Below are 14,579 nucleotides of genomic sequence, written 5' to 3'. Positions count from 1 at the left end.
TCACCGCGGTGGGGGGCCACCATAAGGCCATGGGCGCCCGCAACGGATCATCGCAGGAACCCGGCTCACCCGCGGCGCGCGCCGATGCGGGCAGGCAGGCGCGCACCCGCGTCCCCCCGGCGTCGCACGCCGAGCTGCCGACCGACGGCCGGCCCGGCGGCGTCGCGGTCCTCACCGGGCAGATCCCCTCCCGGCTGCCGGAGCTCGTGCCGATCCGCCACGCCCGCATGCTGACCTCTCCGTTCGCGTTCTACCGCGGCGGCGCCGCCATCATGGCTGGGGACCTGGCCCGCACGCCGGTGTCCGGGTTCACCGCGCAGCTGTGCGGCGACGCGCACCTGTCCAACTTCGGCATGTTCGCCTCGCCCGAGCGGGCTCTGGTGTTCGACATCAACGACTTCGACGAGACGCTGCCCGGCCCGTGGGAGTGGGACCTCAAGCGGCTGGCGGCCAGCCTCGTCGTCGCAGGCCGGCAGAACGGGTTCCGACGCAAGGAGATCCGCCGCACGGTGGTCGAGAGCGTGCGCGCCTACCGCGACGCAATGGCCGGCTTCGCGGCGATGAGCAACCTCGACGTCTGGTACACACGGGTGGATGTCGCGCTGCTGCGGCAGCGCATGGCCCGTGAGCTCGGCAAGCGCGCCGGCAAGCGGGTGGACAAGGGGATCGCCAAGGCGCGTCTGCGCGACCACCGGCACACCCTGGCAAAGCTGACCGAGGTGGTCGACGGCGAGCGGCACATCGTCGATGCCCCGCCGCTGGTGGTCCGCGTGTCGAGCCTCGTCCTGGAGGCGACTGCCGACCAGATCGAGGACGTTGTCACCGGCATGGTGCACAGCTACGCGAGCTCGCTGGCGCCCGGCTACCGGGAGCTGGTGCGCTCCTACACCTTCGTCGACATGGCCAGGAAGGTGGTGGGGGTCGGAAGCGTGGGTACGCGTTGTTGGATCGTGCTGCTACGCGGACGGGACGACGACGACCCGCTGTTCCTCCAGGTCAAGGAGGCGCAGCCGTCGGTGCTGGCGGCCCATCTGGGGCCGACGACCGAGTCGAACGAGGGTGCCCGGGTGGTCGCCGGTCAGCGGATCATGCAGGCCGCCGCGGACGCGTTCCTCGGCTGGGACCGGGTCGCCGGGATCGACGGCACCTCCCGCGACTTCTACGTCCGCCAGCTTCGCGACTGGAAAGGCGCGGTGGAGGTGGAGCGGATGGCGCCCGAGGGCATGCGGCTCTACGGGCGGCTGTGCGCCTGGACGCTCGCCCGCGCGCACGCCCGGTCCGGGGACCGCATCGCCATCGCCGCCTACCTCGGCGACGACGACGTGCTCCCCCAGGCGGTGGCCGACTTCGCGGACGCCTACGCCGACCTGAACGAGCACGACTTCGCGGACTTCGCCGCGGCGGTGGCGCGGGGCGACCTGGCGGCGGCCGAGCCCACGGCGGTGCGCTGACGCGGCCACCTTCACCAGTTGGCGGGTGGGTCGCTCGCTGGGAACGACGCGTCGCCCCACACGTCCACGATGTCGGCCGCCGGTCCGGCTGCCCGGTGCGCCGGGGGCCCGCCGTGGAGGGTCTGCGCCGCACCGCCGGTGCCGGAGGCGGTCCGCGCCTGCTCGGCAGGTGCCCACACTCCCCTACCCGGGTGCCGGGTCCGCTTCCCGGTGGTCCGGGACTTCGTCAGAACTGCCATTGTCATCCCTCTCTGCTCCGTCGCTGCGGTGGGCCGTGCGCTCCGGCCGGATCCGTCGGGTCACGTCGTCGATAGGTCGTCGGTCACGCCGCCGCGACGAGCCGGCGATCGAACCGGGCGGCCACCTGGGTGGCCACGTCCATCAGTGCGGTGACGGGGTCCGGCGTCAGCTCGGAGAACGCCTCGGTGCTCCAGGTCGCGAGGACGCGGCGACGTGGCCCCCGGGCACGCAGCGTCAGTGTGACGTCGTCCTCGCGTCGAGTGAGGGACCACCTGGTGCCGCGCGGGGGAGTCGGAAGAACTTCCTTCAAGGCCATTTCTGCCTCCTTCACATTGTTCAGCCAATTGCCCTCGCGATTCGAGCGAACATCGAGGTGCCCTTGCGAGCGCACGCGCCGAAACTGCGCTCGGCGTGACGCAATTCATTACACGGAAAAACTTGGCAGGCTATATGTCCACCATAACCGACTAATCAGGATAGTCAAGGCTCACGTTATTGCCGGACGCCGCGACCGTGGCCCTCCGCTCTGAATTGCAAGCGTGCCGTAAAGCCCCAGATGACACCCCCGAAAAGGATCACGCGCGCGTTTCGGCATGATCATCGAGGGGATCGCAGTCCGCCCCACAGCGCATTGCTCCAGCGCGCTGCGCCAGGTCCGGGAGGTCCGGGAGGTCCGGCGCCGGCGCACCACCGCGTGAGGCTTGTCGACGACCAGGCCCATCATCAGTCCCCCGATCACACCGACCACCGCAACGAGCAGGGGGTTCTGGGTCATGACGTGAGCGGCGCCGGCGCCCACGGGGAGGACGCCAGGTCTGTGATGCCCTCCTGCACGGCCGAGACCAGGTCCATCGCTTCCCCCTTCGCGAGCAGGCGGGCGCACGTGGAAGCGCTGCGAGGCCGCCGACGTGGACCGTTCGCTACGCCGGGACCTTCTCGGGTGCCGCAGCGTGCCGGAAGACCCAGCCTGACAGGCAGAACAACGCGACGAACATGCCGTTCACCCCGACGATCTCGAGCGCGGACGTGCCGCGCTCCCCCGCCATCCCCGCAAGCAGGGCGACCACCGCCACCAGCGCCTGGGCGACGGCCGTCGCGAACAGTGCACGTGCCATCCCGCGTGCCCGGAACCTGGCGACGGCGGCTCCCACGACCAGGACGGCGAGGACTCCCAGATACATCATGTCTCCGCGGAAGCCCTCGTAGGCGATAACACCGAGGGCACCGATCGCCCACACGAGGAACGCGGCGGTGAACAGCGCAATTCCGACCGCCCAGCGATAGGTGCGATTGTTCTTCGTCATGGATTCCTCCGGAGTCGTGCGGCCGGCGGCACGCACCAGTGAAGGTTTCACGGTAGTACGGCGCCCGACCATCTCAGGTGGAAGAATGGTGAAGATCCTGTGGGAAGAATGATCCCGACGACCGGATTCCGCGTCACCGGACCGGTGCACCGGATGTTCACGCCGGCGGCCTGTCGGGGCTACAGACGCCCGCGCACCGGCGTGCGCTCGGCGGGGTCGCCGTCGTCGGGCATGACCATCTCGGCACGCACGCCGAGCAGCCGGATCTCCCGGCCGGGCTCGATCCTGTCCGCGAGCTCCACCGCAGCGGCGACGACGTCGTCCCGCTCACTGGTCGGCGCGGGCAGCTTGTGGCCGATGGCCTTGGTGACGAAGGGTGCGTACCGCACCTTTAGCGTCACGCGGAAGACCGGGCGACCCTCGTGGGCGGTGTCCTCGAAGACGGCTGCGGCGAGCTCGCGCACCGCCGCCTGCACCTGCTCGGGGGTGGTGAGGTTGTGCTGGTAGGTGGTCTCGCGGCTGTGACCGCGGGCCACCCACGGGCTGTCATCGACCACGGCGGGTCCGAGGCCGCGGCCGAGCTCGGCGTACCACTGGCCCATCCGGGGCCCGAACTCGGCGACGAGCTCGTCCGGTGACGCCGCCGCCAGCTCGTGCACCGTGGTGATGCCGTGGGTGGCCAGGCGCTTGGAGACCTTCGCGCCGACGCCCCACAGGTCGCGGGTGGGCCGATCGCCCATCACGGCGAACCAGTTGTCGGCGGTCAGCCGGAACACCCCGCGCGGCTTGCCGAAGCCAGTGGCGATCTTGGCCCGCACCTTGTTGTCACCGATGCCCACCGAGCAGTGCAGCGAAGTGGAGGCCAGCACGGCGGCCTGGGCGCGGTGGGCGAGCCCCTCGGGGTCGTCGGTGACGGCACCGAGGAACGCCTCGTCCCAGCCGAGCACCTCGACGACGACGTCGAGGTCCCGCAGCGTGGCCATCACCTGCTCCGAGGCCGCCTCGTAGACGGGGGCGTCGACGGGGAGGAAGACGGCGTCGGGCACCTTGCGGGCGGCGGTGCGCAGCGGCATGCCGGAGCCGACGCCGAACGCGCGGGCCTCGTAGGAAGCGGTGGAGACGACGGCGCGCTCGGTGGGGTCGCCGCGCCCGCCCACGATCACCGGCAGGCCGGCGAGCTCTGGGCGCCGCAGGATCTCGACCGCTGCGATGAACTGGTCGAGGTCGACGTGCAGCACCCAGGGCCGGGCACCCTCGCTCATGGAGCGAGTCTCGCGGGCCCGGCCCGTCATGTCATCCGGACCCTCGTGGATCCTTCGCCCCGATGGTCGTCGAGGGCCGCGGTGCCAGGCGCGGCGCGGCTCAGCTGGTTGGGCTCCAGGAGAGCAGGAGCAGACAGACGTCGTCATGCCCCTTGGCGGCCGGGAGCATGCGCTCGGTGAGTGAGCGCACCGCCTCGTCCGGGTTGAGCGAGTGCACCTCGGCGCCGACCTTGGCGAGCCGCTCCAGCCTGGCCGGCAGGGGTTGGTCGCGCCGCTCCACCAGGCCGTCGGTGTAGAGCAGGAGCCTGTCGCCGGGCGCGAGGTCGAGCGCGGCCTCGGTCCGCCCGCGCCCGGGCACGCTCAGGCCCAGCGGCGTGGAGCGGCCGTCCCACACCAGGCGGGCGGTACCGTCGCCCACCAGGTGCATCGGTGGCGGGTGGCCCGCGCACGCGAAGCGAAACCGACCCGTCGTCAGGTTCAGCTCGCCGTACACAAGTGTCGCGAAGGCCGCGGCCGGGACGCGCCGGACGAACGGGTCGAGCGCGGCGAGCACTCGGGCCGGGCCGACGTCGGGACCCGCGACCGCCCGCACGGCGCTGCGCAGCTGGCCCATGGCGATGGCGGCATCGAGTCCACGGCCCACGATGTCGCCGACGACGACGGCGAGCACGTGGTCGTCGAGGAGGAAGCTGTCGTGCCAGTCGCCGCCCACCTCCAGGGGCTCCTCCCCCGGCCAGTACGCCGTGCTCACGACGAAGCGGTCGTCCTGGGGCAAGGGGGCTGTCAGCAGAGCCTGCTGGAGCTGGTGCGCGATTGCCGCGCTGCGGTCGAAAAAGCGGGCACGGTCCAGCGCGATCCCAGCCTGCTGGCCGACGGCGGTGAGCGTCGCCAGATCCGGCGGTGCACCCCCCGCACCATCGTCAGGCAGGAGGGACAGCACTCCTCTGACTGCCGACTGTCCGTGGAGGGGGACTAGGACCCGTCCCTCGTGGTGCACGGCCTCGCGCGGCCAGGGTCCGGCGGGAAGGTGGGTCGTCTCGACTCCCTCACCCGTGGCCGAGTGCGGAACCAGCCGGCCCCCGGGGTCGGCCAGCCAGCACGTCGCCGCCCGGGCACCCAGGGGGCGGGCGGCGCCGAGAAGGGCAGCCGCCACACCGTCCCGGCCCACTGCGGCCGAGAGCGCCGCGGTGACCTCTTGCAGCACCCGGGTGCGCCGGGCGGCGGCGTCGGCGTCCTTGCGCGCGGCCAGCAGCTCGCGCTCATAGCGCGAGCGGTCGCGGGCGCTGGAGATGGACACCCGGATCTCGCCGGTGCCGTCCGTCGCCGCGACCGCGGTCATGAGAACCGGGAGCCGGCCGTGCGGGCCGCGCAGCTCGAGGGCCACCTCGTCGGCCCGGCCCTCGACGTGCAGCAAGGGCGACAGGTGCGTCTCCCAGTAGATGCGACCCCCGACCGAGAGCAGCTGACTCAGCCGCACGAGTCCGACTACCTCGGCGGCGGGCCGCCCCACCCACTGCAGGAACGTCCGGTTGGCGACGAGCACCGTGCCGTCCTCGGCCAGCGTGAGCAGGCCGCACGGCGCCTCGTCCCATGCGCTGGCACGGTCCGTCACGTGCGGAGGTACGCCTTCATCGCCGCGACGAGCTGGTCCGGAGCGCTGAGGTTCGGGCAGTGACCGATCGCGTCGAGCACGGCGAAGTCGCTGTTCGGCAGGTTGTCGCGGACGTACTCGCCCACCTCGAACGGGGCGATGACGTCCTCGCGGCACTGCACCACCAGCGCCGGGGTGCGGACCTCGGGCAGGTCTGCCCTGTTGTCGGAGAGGAACGTGGTGCGGGCGAACCGGCGGGCGAGGGTCGGGTCCGTCCGGCAGAAGCTAGCCGTCAGCTCCTCGCCGAGGTCCGGCCGGTCCGGGACGCCCATGATCACCGGGGCGATGTGCGCCGACCAGCCGAGGTAGTTGTCGTCCATGGTCTCCAGCAGCTCGTCGATCTCCTCCTGGGTGAACCCGCCGCGGTAGTCGCCGTCGTCGATGTAGCGAGGACTTGGCCCGACGAGCACGAGCCGGTCGAACAGCTCCGGGCGTTCGCGCGCGGCCAGCACGCCGATCATGGCACTCACCGAGTGGCCGACGAAGGTCACCGGTCCGGCGCCGAGGGCGGCGATGATCTCCACGACGTCCTGGGCGTACCCCTCGAGGCGTGCGTGACGGGTGTTGTCGAACGCGGTTAGGTCCGAGCCGCCGGCGCCGACATGATCGAAGAGCACGACCCGGTGGGTCGCCTCGAAGCTGGGGGCGACGAGGCGCCACATCTGCTGGTCGCAACCGAAGCCGTGGGCGAGCACCATGGTGGGCCCATCAGCCGTGCCGCTCACCCGTACGTTGTTCCGCCGCAGCACATCCACGCTGCGACAGTACGGGATGAGCTCCCGGCGCCGACATGCTGCGGATTGGTCGCGAGGACCGCCATCGACGACGGGCGTCCGGAGTACGGTGCGTTCCGGCGGGTCCGGGAGTCGGACGGTCAGGGTAAACCCGAGCCCGTACGCGGACGACGCCGGGTCAGATGGTGATTGCGGCCTTGCCCCGGATCTTGCCAGTCGTCAGGTCACGAATGGCCTCCGGTGCCCGGTCGAGCGGGTACGTGGCCCCGAGGCTCGGGCTGACCTTGCCGGCCTCGATGAGCTCGGTGAGCCGTTCGAGGTCGCGGGCCCGGACCACGCCGACGAAGAAGGTCAGCCGCTGTTTGACGAACAGAGACAGGGCGAGAGCCCGGAACTGGCGGTTCATGCCGCCGCTGAACTTGCCGCCGTCCTCGCCGCCGGTGATGACCGCGGTGCCAGTCGGTGTGAGCGCGCGGCGCAGCCGGGCGAGGGTGGGGTTGCCGGCGATGTCGAGGATGAGGTCGTAGTGGCGCGCACCGTCCGCCCAGTCCTGGGTCGCATAGTCGATGACGTGGTCGGCGCCGAGATTCCGGACGAGGTCCAGCTTCGCCCCGCTGGCCACGGCGGTGACCTCCGCGCCGGCGGACTTGGCGAGCTGGACGGCGTAGCTGCCGACCCCGCCCGACGCGCCGATGACGAGCACGTGCTGGCCCGCCTGGACGCGACCGTTGTCGTGCAGGGCCTGCAGGGCGGTAGCCGCCGAGACCGGCACGACCGCGGCCTGCTCGAACGTGAGGTTGGCCGGCTTGTGGGCGAGGCGCTTCTCGGGGACGACGGTGTACTCGGCGAACGTGCCCTTCCCCCACCCGTAGACCTCGTCCCCCGCGGCGAACCCGGTTACCGCCGCGCCGACGGCGATGACGGTGCCGGCGACGTCGCCACCGAGCACCGGGTTCTTGGGCCGGCGGAGACCGAAGGCGAGGCGGCCGAGGTACGGCGTGCCCGTCATGACGTGCCAGACACCGCGGTCGACGCCGGCCGCACGCACCTGCACGAGGACTTCGGCGTCGCCGACCTGCGGGCGCGGGATCTGAGCGAGTCGCAGGACGTCGGCGTCGCCGTACTCGTCGCGCACGATTGCCCGCATCATTCCCGGCCCGATCGCCGAACCGCTCGCCTCGCGGCCGTTCAACTGCTGCACACCCATCACGCGCTCCCCGGTATCGGTCGGCGGAGCACCATGCTCTGCCTTACTAAGTACGAACTTAGTCTTACTTAGTATGGTTGTCTAGAGCTGACCTCGAGAGATCGGCCGCCGAGGTCATCAATGCGATCGCTGCCCAGTTCGCGGGAGGCGAGTACCCCGCACATGGTCGAGTTCGCGACGGAGCGGGTACTCAAGCCGGGCTACGACTTCGGCGTTTGCCCGACGGCGGCACCGGGGCACACGGTTGGCCGGCACGCTCGAGGACGGGACCTCACCCGCCGGCTGACGCCAGGGGCGGCGTCATCGCAGGGACGTGCGGACGCCGCGGGGGTTCGCGCCTCGGTGTGCCGCTCCTGCCGGGACCACCTAACGTCGTGGTCTGCCGACGCGCCGTCGTCGGCAGAACCGCCGACGGGAGGAAGCCGGACATGCCCGCGGGGTACACCGTCCACCGGCTGGGGGTGGGCAACGTCTTCCGCGCCGAGGCGCTGCACGCCTGCCGCATCGCGCCGCGCCGGCGCGCGGGCGACCCTGTCGAGGTGGCGCCCAAGGTGCTGTGGTCGACCCTGGCCCGGATGATGGCGGCTGCCGTGGAGGAGGGACGAATCATCACCGCCGACGCCGTGGACCGTCTGGCCCTTCCGGAGGGCCGTACCCGCCGGGTCTGCTCGCACCAGTCCTGCTACGACTGCGGCACGCCGATCGAGAGGGCCGAGATCGGCGCGCGCACTTCCTACTCCTGCCCACGCTGCCAGGTGCGCTGATGCAGACCTTTCTGCCGTACAGCGACTTCACGGCCACCGCACAGGTGCTCGACGACAAGCGGCTCGGCAAGCAGCGCGTGGAGGTGATCCAGATCGTCCGTGCGCTGACGTGGCCGGGGTACGCCTGGAAGTCGCACCCGGCCGTGCTGATGTGGAAGGACTTCGAGGAGGCCCTCGGCCGCTACGGGCTCACGATGTGCGAGGCGTGGACGGCACGGGGCTTCGGCGACACCTGCGCGACGACGATCACCACCGACCTCGCCGCCGCGGGCGTGCCCACCATCAGGAGGTACGAGGAGCTCGCCGCCGACGGCGCCCTGCCCGGCTGGCTCTTCGACCCGGCCTTGCACCGCAGCCACCGGTCCAACCTGATCCGCAAGGATCCGGGGCACTACCGGCCGCTCTTCCCCGACGTGCCCGACGACCTGCCCTACGTCTGGCCGGTGCGGTCGCCGGCGGTGCTGGAACGCGAGCGGCGGATGGTGGAGAACGCCGAGCGCCGCCGCCGGCAGGCGGAATGATGCTGTCGCGGTCGTCACCCGACCGCGGCTACGCCGAGCGGCCGCGGCTACGGCAGGGGCTCGCGCAGCCCGCTCGCCCGGCGCACCGGCCGGCCGACGGCGGCACGCACCGCTTCCTCGGTGCCCAGCACCCGCACCAGCTTCCGCGCCCGGGTGACCGCCGTGTACAGCAGCTCCCGGGTGAGCAGCGGGGAGATGGCCGGCGGCAGGATCAGGGAGACGTGACCGAACTGGCTGCCCTGGCCCCGGTGCACCGTCATCGCGTGGACGGTCTCCACCGGCGGGAGGCGGTGGGGCCGCACCCGCATGGGGGCGTCGGGGTCACCGAAGACCGCGATGACGCCACTCTCACCGTCGGCGACGATGACGCCCGTGTCGCCGTTGTACAGGCCGCTCTCCCGGTCGTTGGCCGTCACGAGGAGCGGACGGCCGGGGTACCAGAGCGACGCAGGTCCATGTGCGCTCACCCCGGTGGACGGCCTGCCGGCACCGGCCCTGCTGGCACCGGCCGCGCCGGCACGCGTCTCGTCACCGTCCGGTCTGGCCGCCTCCGCCACCCAGCCCTCGACCAACGCCGCCCAGTGCGCCACACCGGCCGGGCCCCGCCGGTGGGCGAGCATGAGCCGGTGCGCGTCCAAGGCTCGCAGGGCACCGCCTGCGTCGCCAGTGCGTGCGGCGCGGACTAGGGCCGCGCCGGCCTCCTCGGCGTCGCCTCGCACCCGCTGGATCTCGGCCTCGGTGAGCCGGTCGCCGCCCACCTCGACGAACTCCACCGACCGGCCCCCGGCACGCAGCACCGCCATGACCTGGTCCGCGTCGCCGTCGCGGATGGCCGCGGCCAGCGGGAGGATCTGGCTGCCGCGCTCCTGCCGATACACCGTGGTAAGCCGGACGACGCCGTTGCCCAGCTGCTCCCGCTCCCCCGCCGTCAGGTCCGCGGCCGCGAACGCGCCGACCGCTTCGGGCAGCTCGCCGGCCACGGGCGGCCGGCCGACGAGGTCGCCCAGGACCGCGCCGGCCTCCACGGAGGCGAGCTGGTCCGGGTCCCCGACGAGCAGCAGCCGTGCCTCCGGGCGCAACGCCTCGAGCAGCCGCGCCATGAGCGGCAGGGACACCATCGAGGTCTCGTCGACCACGACGACGTCGTGCGGCAGGTGGTGGCTGGCGTCGTGCCGGAACCGCGTGGAGCTGTCCGGGCGCCACCCCAGGAGGCGGTGCAGGGTGGTCGCCTCAGGCGTGCCCACCCGCTCCTGGTCGACGGCGTCGAACTGCGCGACCTCTTGCCGGACCGCCTCCTGCAGACGCGCGGCGGCCTTGCCGGTGGGGGCGGCCAGCGCGATCCGCAGCCCCGGTCCGGCGACGTCCTGGAGGACCGCAAGCACCCTGGCCACGGTGGTCGTCTTGCCGGTGCCCGGCCCGCCGGTGAGCACGGTGAGCCGGCTGCGCACCGCCGTCGCGGCCGCGAGGCGCTGCCGGACGTCCGCGGCTGCCGGAAAGAGGCGCTGCACCGCTCCGGCGAGCCGGTCCGCGGCGATCGCGCCACCGATCGGCACGGCGAGACGGGCATCGGCGGCGCGGCGCACGCGCAGCTCGTCGCGCCAGTACCGGTCGAGGTAGAGGCGGCCGTCGACCCACCGGACCGGCCGGTTGGCCGCGCCTTCCACTCCGACCGCGACCAGGGGACTGGCCTGCACCGCCGCTTCCCAGCCGCGGCGCTCGGGCCATGGCAGGGGCCCGGTCGGCGCGGCGTCCTCCGCCTCGGGGACGGCCAGCGCCTCAAGGTCACCGAGCCGGACGCACACCGACCCGGCCCGTACTGCCCGCACGGCCAGGGCGACGGCGAGCAGGACGGTCTCGTCCCGTTCACCGGCGAGCCTGCCCAGCCGCTGGGCGACGTGCACGTCCGCCGCGCCCAGCACACCGGCCACGTTGAAGACACCGAGCAGCGGGGTGGCGCGCAGGGCGAGGCGCGCTTCCGCGGACGCATCTGCCGGCGCCGCTTCCGCGGAAACACCCGCTGGGGTGGTCTCGACTGCGGCGTTCATGCCGACCTCCCTTCGAGCAACGCGGAGAGCTCGACGACGAGCGCGGCGGGCGGGCGCCACGCCATGACGCCGTGCGGGGTGCCGTCGGATGCCGGGGTGCCCGGCCCGCACATGCCGCGGACGAACAGGTACAGGCCGCCACCCAGGTGCCGTTGCGGGTCGTAGCCGCGCTGGCGCCAGCGCAGGTAGCGGTGCAGGGCGGCGAGGTAGAGCAGGAGCTGGAGCGGGTAGTGGGCGCGCATCATCGCCTCGGCCATCGCCTGGGGCCGGTAGTCCCAGGCGGTGAGCGGCTCGTCAAAGGTGCCGAGCCGGTTGGTCTTGTAGTCCACCACCAGGTAGCGCGGGCCGGCGTCGCCCCGCAGGCGCAGGACGGCGTCGATGCTCCCGGTGAGGTATCCGAGCAGCCGGGCCTCGCCGAGCTCGGCGAGGTGGTCGGCGTACGGGGCGAAGACGTCGGCGGCGGGCAGGTGGCGGCGCAGCAGGGCGGCGATGTCGGCGAGGGTGGCGGCCGCCCGGGCTGCGGCTGGTGGCGTCGCATTGCCAGGGCGAGGGTCCGCCCTGTCCCCGCCGGCGAGCGGCAGCTCGAACTCCAGCTCGGCGAGCCGGTCCGCGGGTGGGAAGTCCGCCAGCGTCGCACCACCGGCGAGCGGGCCGAGCGGGGTGGCCAGCACCTGACCCAGTGCCGCGGCGAGCTCCACGGGATCGACGCCGGGCACGCGCACGGTCGCGGCCTCGCGGCAACGCGTCAGCAGCTCGGCGTTCAGGTCTGCCGCGGCGGTGTCGACCTGCTCGAGGATCTCGTGGACGAGGGTGCCGAAGGCGGCGCCGGCGGGCAGGTCGCTCATCGGGGAGGGCAGGTGGCGAGCGGGGTCGACGGCGGCAGGCGGCGCCTCATTCTGTGTCCCGGTGACGGCGACGTCGGCCTCGTCCTGTATCCCGGTGGTCTCCGGCTCGCTGCTGACCCCGTCGGCGTGCGCGGCCGCGGTCAGGCCGGTGTAGGAGGTGCGCCGCCAGGAGTGGTCGAGGGTCCGGCCGAGCCGGGCGACCGCCAGCTGGGACCGGCCCCGCTCGGGCGGGGACCACCGCGCGGGGCCCGGCTGCGCGGTCACCTGCTCCAGCGCGATGGTGCGGCCCGCACTGTCGACCACGGCGGTGAGGGCAGCGGCGACGGCGTCGTCCGCCGCCACGGTGACCCGGTCCGGCGGCAGCTCGCCCGCGGCGAAGTCGCCCAGAAGCAGACGGCTGAGGGGCCCGCCCGCGGAGTTCGACGACGGCGCCCAGTGCACCACCAGCTGGGTGGCGGCCCGGGTCAGGGCCACATAGAGCAGCCGCAGGTCCTCCCCGCGCTCCTCGGCGAGGTGCCGCTCGCGCGCGGCGTCGTAGTGGTCGGCCTCCTTGCCGCCCACGTGCAGTAGCCGGGTACCGGCGTCGTCGTGGAAGCGCAGGATCGGCGGCGTACGCGACTCGTAGCGGTCCCACCCGAACGGCACGTAGACCACCGGGAACTCCAGGCCCTTGCTCGCGTGGGTGGTTACCACCTGGACGGCGGCGGCGTCGGTCTCCAGCCGGCGGCTGCGCTCCTCGGCGTAGTCCTGCTCCGCCTCGGCGACGCGGCGACGCAGCCAGTCGGTCAGTGCGGACACCCCGAGGCGGTCGGTCGTGGCAGCCAGGTGCAGCGACTGGCCGACGTGCCGCAGGTCGGTCAGCACCCGCTCGCCCGTGGCCGTGGCCATGAGCCGCTCGGCGACCCCGCCGACGCTCACGGCCTCGAGGAGCGCGGCGACGCCCCGCTCGGCGAGGAGCCGCGCCCACGTGCGGACCTGGTCGGAGAGCTCGTCGAGGGCGGCGTCGCTCGCGCCGGCGAGCCGGGCGGCGTCCCATCCGACGAACGGTGTCAGCGCCAGGGCCGCGGTCCGGCCCGCGTGGCCGGGCTGCTCGAGGGCCCCGAGCAGGGTGAGCCACTGCCTGGCGGCCGGCTGGGCGAAGACGCTGACGAGGGCGGAGACGACGGCCGGCACGCCCGCGTCGGCGAGCGCGTCGCGCACCAGGGTGGCGTCGGCGTTACGGCGGGTCAGGACCGCGACGTCGCCGGGCTCGAGGGGTCGCCAGGCTCCGCCGTCGAGGAGGCGGGTGGTGGTGAGCTGGCGGACCACGTCCGCGGCGACGTCGGCCGCGATGAGCTCGCGGACCTTGCCGACGGCGGGGTTCTTGGTGCCCTTGAGCCGGAACGGCTCGCGGGTGACCTGGCGCAGGCGCAGGGGGACGCCGCCGTCGAGCCGGCGCCCGGTGTGCTGCGCCTCGACCGGGCGGACCACGATCGCCTCGTCGCCCAGCGCCGCGCCACCGAAGACGGCTTCGAGGCCGTCCAGGAGTGGGGCGTCGCTGCGCCAGTTGCGGCCGAGGGTGGCGGTGGTCGTGGCGTCGGTGCGGGCGGTGAGGTAGGTGACGACGTCGCCCCCACGGAACGCGTAGATCGCCTGCTTGGGGTCGCCGATCAGGACGAGGGTGCGGTGCCCGTGGAACGCCGTGCGCAGGATCTGCCACTGGACAGGGTCGGTGTCCTGGAACTCGTCGACGAGCACCACCTGGTACCGGGCGCGCACCCGCGCGGCGGCGGCCGGGCCGTGCACGGGGTCGGCGAGCGCGTCGCGCAGGAGCACGAGGAGGTCGTCGTAGTCGAGGAGGTGGCGCGCGCGCTTGCGGTGCAGCACCTCGGCCAGGGCGTCGTGGGCGAAGGCGTAGCGGTGCCCGGCGAGGGTGTCGGCCGGGGCGTCGCGCGGCTCGAGGACCGCCTGGTAGTCGCTGACGGCGGCCCGGGCCATGGCGCGGGCGTCGCTGGGCGTGAGCATCGGCTGGGTGGCGTCGGCGTAGCGCTGGAGGTAGAGGTCGTCGACGACCTCGTCGACCAGGTCGGCGATGTCGGGTACGAAGGTGGCGTCGGCGTCGACGTCGCCGGCCACCCCGAGGGTGTGGAGCATCTGCTGGCAGAAGCCGTGGGTGGTGGTGATGGTGGCGGCGTCGAACTGGGACAGGGCGTCGGTGAGGCGCCGACGGCGGGCCTCGCGCTCGGTGTCGTCGCACCGGGCGAGGTGGGCGACGACGGCGTCGTCGCTGGTGCGGGCCTCTGGGCTGCGCAGCGCGCGCTCGGCGGACACCAGGCGCTCACGCACCCGGTCGCGCAGCTCGGACGTGGCGGCGCGACCGAACGTGACGAGCATGAGCTCGGACAGCTCGGCCATGCCCTCGGCGACGTACCGGGTGGCCAGCGCCGCGATGGTGAAGGTCTTGCCGGTGCCCGCGCTGGCCTCGAGGACCGTGGTGCCAGTGGGCAGGTCGCCGCAGACGTCGAAGACGTCCGGATCCGATGACATCTCGCGGAGGAGTTGACCTCTCGCGCCCG

12 protein-coding genes are annotated in these 14,579 nt (G+C 73.1%); 3 read left to right on the top strand and 9 right to left on the bottom strand.

Annotation, left to right across the window (positions count from 1 at the left end; all coding sequences use genetic code 11):
• Nucleotides 1–29: 29 nt before the first annotated feature.
• The gene (locus FE374_RS00705) at nucleotides 30–1,451 is read left to right on the top strand and encodes a DUF2252 domain-containing protein (protein WP_139926784.1); all 1,422 of its coding nucleotides are present in this window, start codon (nucleotides 30–32) and stop codon (nucleotides 1,449–1,451) included.
• Nucleotides 1,452–1,462: 11 nt separating this feature from the next.
• Here FE374_RS00705 and FE374_RS00700 read toward each other — a convergent pair whose 3' ends face one another.
• The 7 genes from FE374_RS00700 to FE374_RS00670 all read right to left on the bottom strand — a co-directional run bounded on the left by FE374_RS00700 (nucleotide 1,463) and on the right by FE374_RS00670 (nucleotide 7,849).
• Entirely contained in the window at nucleotides 1,463–1,690 is a 228-nt protein-coding gene (locus FE374_RS00700; RefSeq protein ID WP_139926783.1) for a hypothetical protein, read from the bottom strand.
• An 83-nt stretch (nucleotides 1,691–1,773) separates the two neighbouring features.
• Nucleotides 1,774–2,007, bottom strand: a complete 234-nt coding sequence (locus tag FE374_RS00695) for a hypothetical protein (protein WP_139926782.1) — start codon at nucleotides 2,005–2,007, stop codon at nucleotides 1,774–1,776.
• A gap of 604 nt (nucleotides 2,008–2,611) precedes the next feature.
• The gene (locus FE374_RS00690) at nucleotides 2,612–2,995 is read right to left on the bottom strand and encodes a hypothetical protein (protein ID WP_139926781.1); all 384 of its coding nucleotides are present in this window, start codon (nucleotides 2,993–2,995) and stop codon (nucleotides 2,612–2,614) included.
• 179 nt (nucleotides 2,996–3,174) lie between these two features.
• Entirely contained in the window at nucleotides 3,175–4,257 is a 1,083-nt protein-coding gene (locus FE374_RS00685) for a DNA polymerase IV (RefSeq protein WP_179957340.1), read from the bottom strand.
• 100 nt (nucleotides 4,258–4,357) lie between these two features.
• A complete protein-coding gene (locus FE374_RS00680) occupies nucleotides 4,358–5,869 on the bottom strand; it encodes a SpoIIE family protein phosphatase (RefSeq protein WP_139926780.1) in 1,512 nt (503 codons plus the stop codon).
• Entirely contained in the window at nucleotides 5,866–6,663 is a 798-nt protein-coding gene (locus FE374_RS00675; RefSeq protein WP_456319084.1) for an alpha/beta fold hydrolase, read from the bottom strand. The genes FE374_RS00680 and FE374_RS00675 overlap by 4 nt, the downstream gene beginning before the upstream one ends.
• A gap of 157 nt (nucleotides 6,664–6,820) precedes the next feature.
• Nucleotides 6,821–7,849, bottom strand: coding sequence for an NAD(P)-dependent alcohol dehydrogenase (locus FE374_RS00670; RefSeq protein WP_230978412.1), 1,029 nt, complete (start codon nucleotides 7,847–7,849; stop codon nucleotides 6,821–6,823).
• 428 nt (nucleotides 7,850–8,277) lie between these two features.
• Between FE374_RS00670 and FE374_RS00665 the strand changes: the two genes are divergently transcribed.
• Nucleotides 8,278–8,613: a zinc finger domain-containing protein gene (locus tag FE374_RS00665; RefSeq protein ID WP_139931174.1), complete on the top strand. Its 336-nt coding sequence runs from the start codon at nucleotides 8,278–8,280 to the stop codon at nucleotides 8,611–8,613.
• Nucleotides 8,613–9,134, top strand: a complete 522-nt coding sequence (locus tag FE374_RS00660) for an MSMEG_6728 family protein (RefSeq protein ID WP_179957339.1) — start codon at nucleotides 8,613–8,615, stop codon at nucleotides 9,132–9,134. The genes FE374_RS00665 and FE374_RS00660 overlap by 1 nt, the downstream gene beginning before the upstream one ends.
• Nucleotides 9,135–9,181: 47 nt before the next feature.
• Here FE374_RS00660 and recD read toward each other — a convergent pair whose 3' ends face one another.
• Entirely contained in the window at nucleotides 9,182–11,179 is a 1,998-nt protein-coding gene (gene recD, locus FE374_RS00655; protein WP_139926779.1) for an exodeoxyribonuclease V subunit alpha, read from the bottom strand.
• Nucleotides 11,176–14,550, bottom strand: coding sequence for a UvrD-helicase domain-containing protein (locus FE374_RS00650; RefSeq protein ID WP_223173602.1), 3,375 nt, complete (start codon nucleotides 14,548–14,550; stop codon nucleotides 11,176–11,178). The genes recD and FE374_RS00650 overlap by 4 nt, the downstream gene beginning before the upstream one ends.
• Between the last annotated feature and the right edge of the window lie 29 nt (nucleotides 14,551–14,579).

The sequence above is a fragment of the Georgenia yuyongxinii genome (genome assembly GCF_006352065.1).
In the GTDB taxonomy this organism is placed as follows: Bacteria; Actinomycetota; Actinomycetes; order Actinomycetales; family Actinomycetaceae; genus Georgenia; species Georgenia yuyongxinii.
The sequence above is the reverse complement of the archived record's forward strand: the minus strand, read 5'-3'. Positions and strand labels throughout refer to the sequence as shown.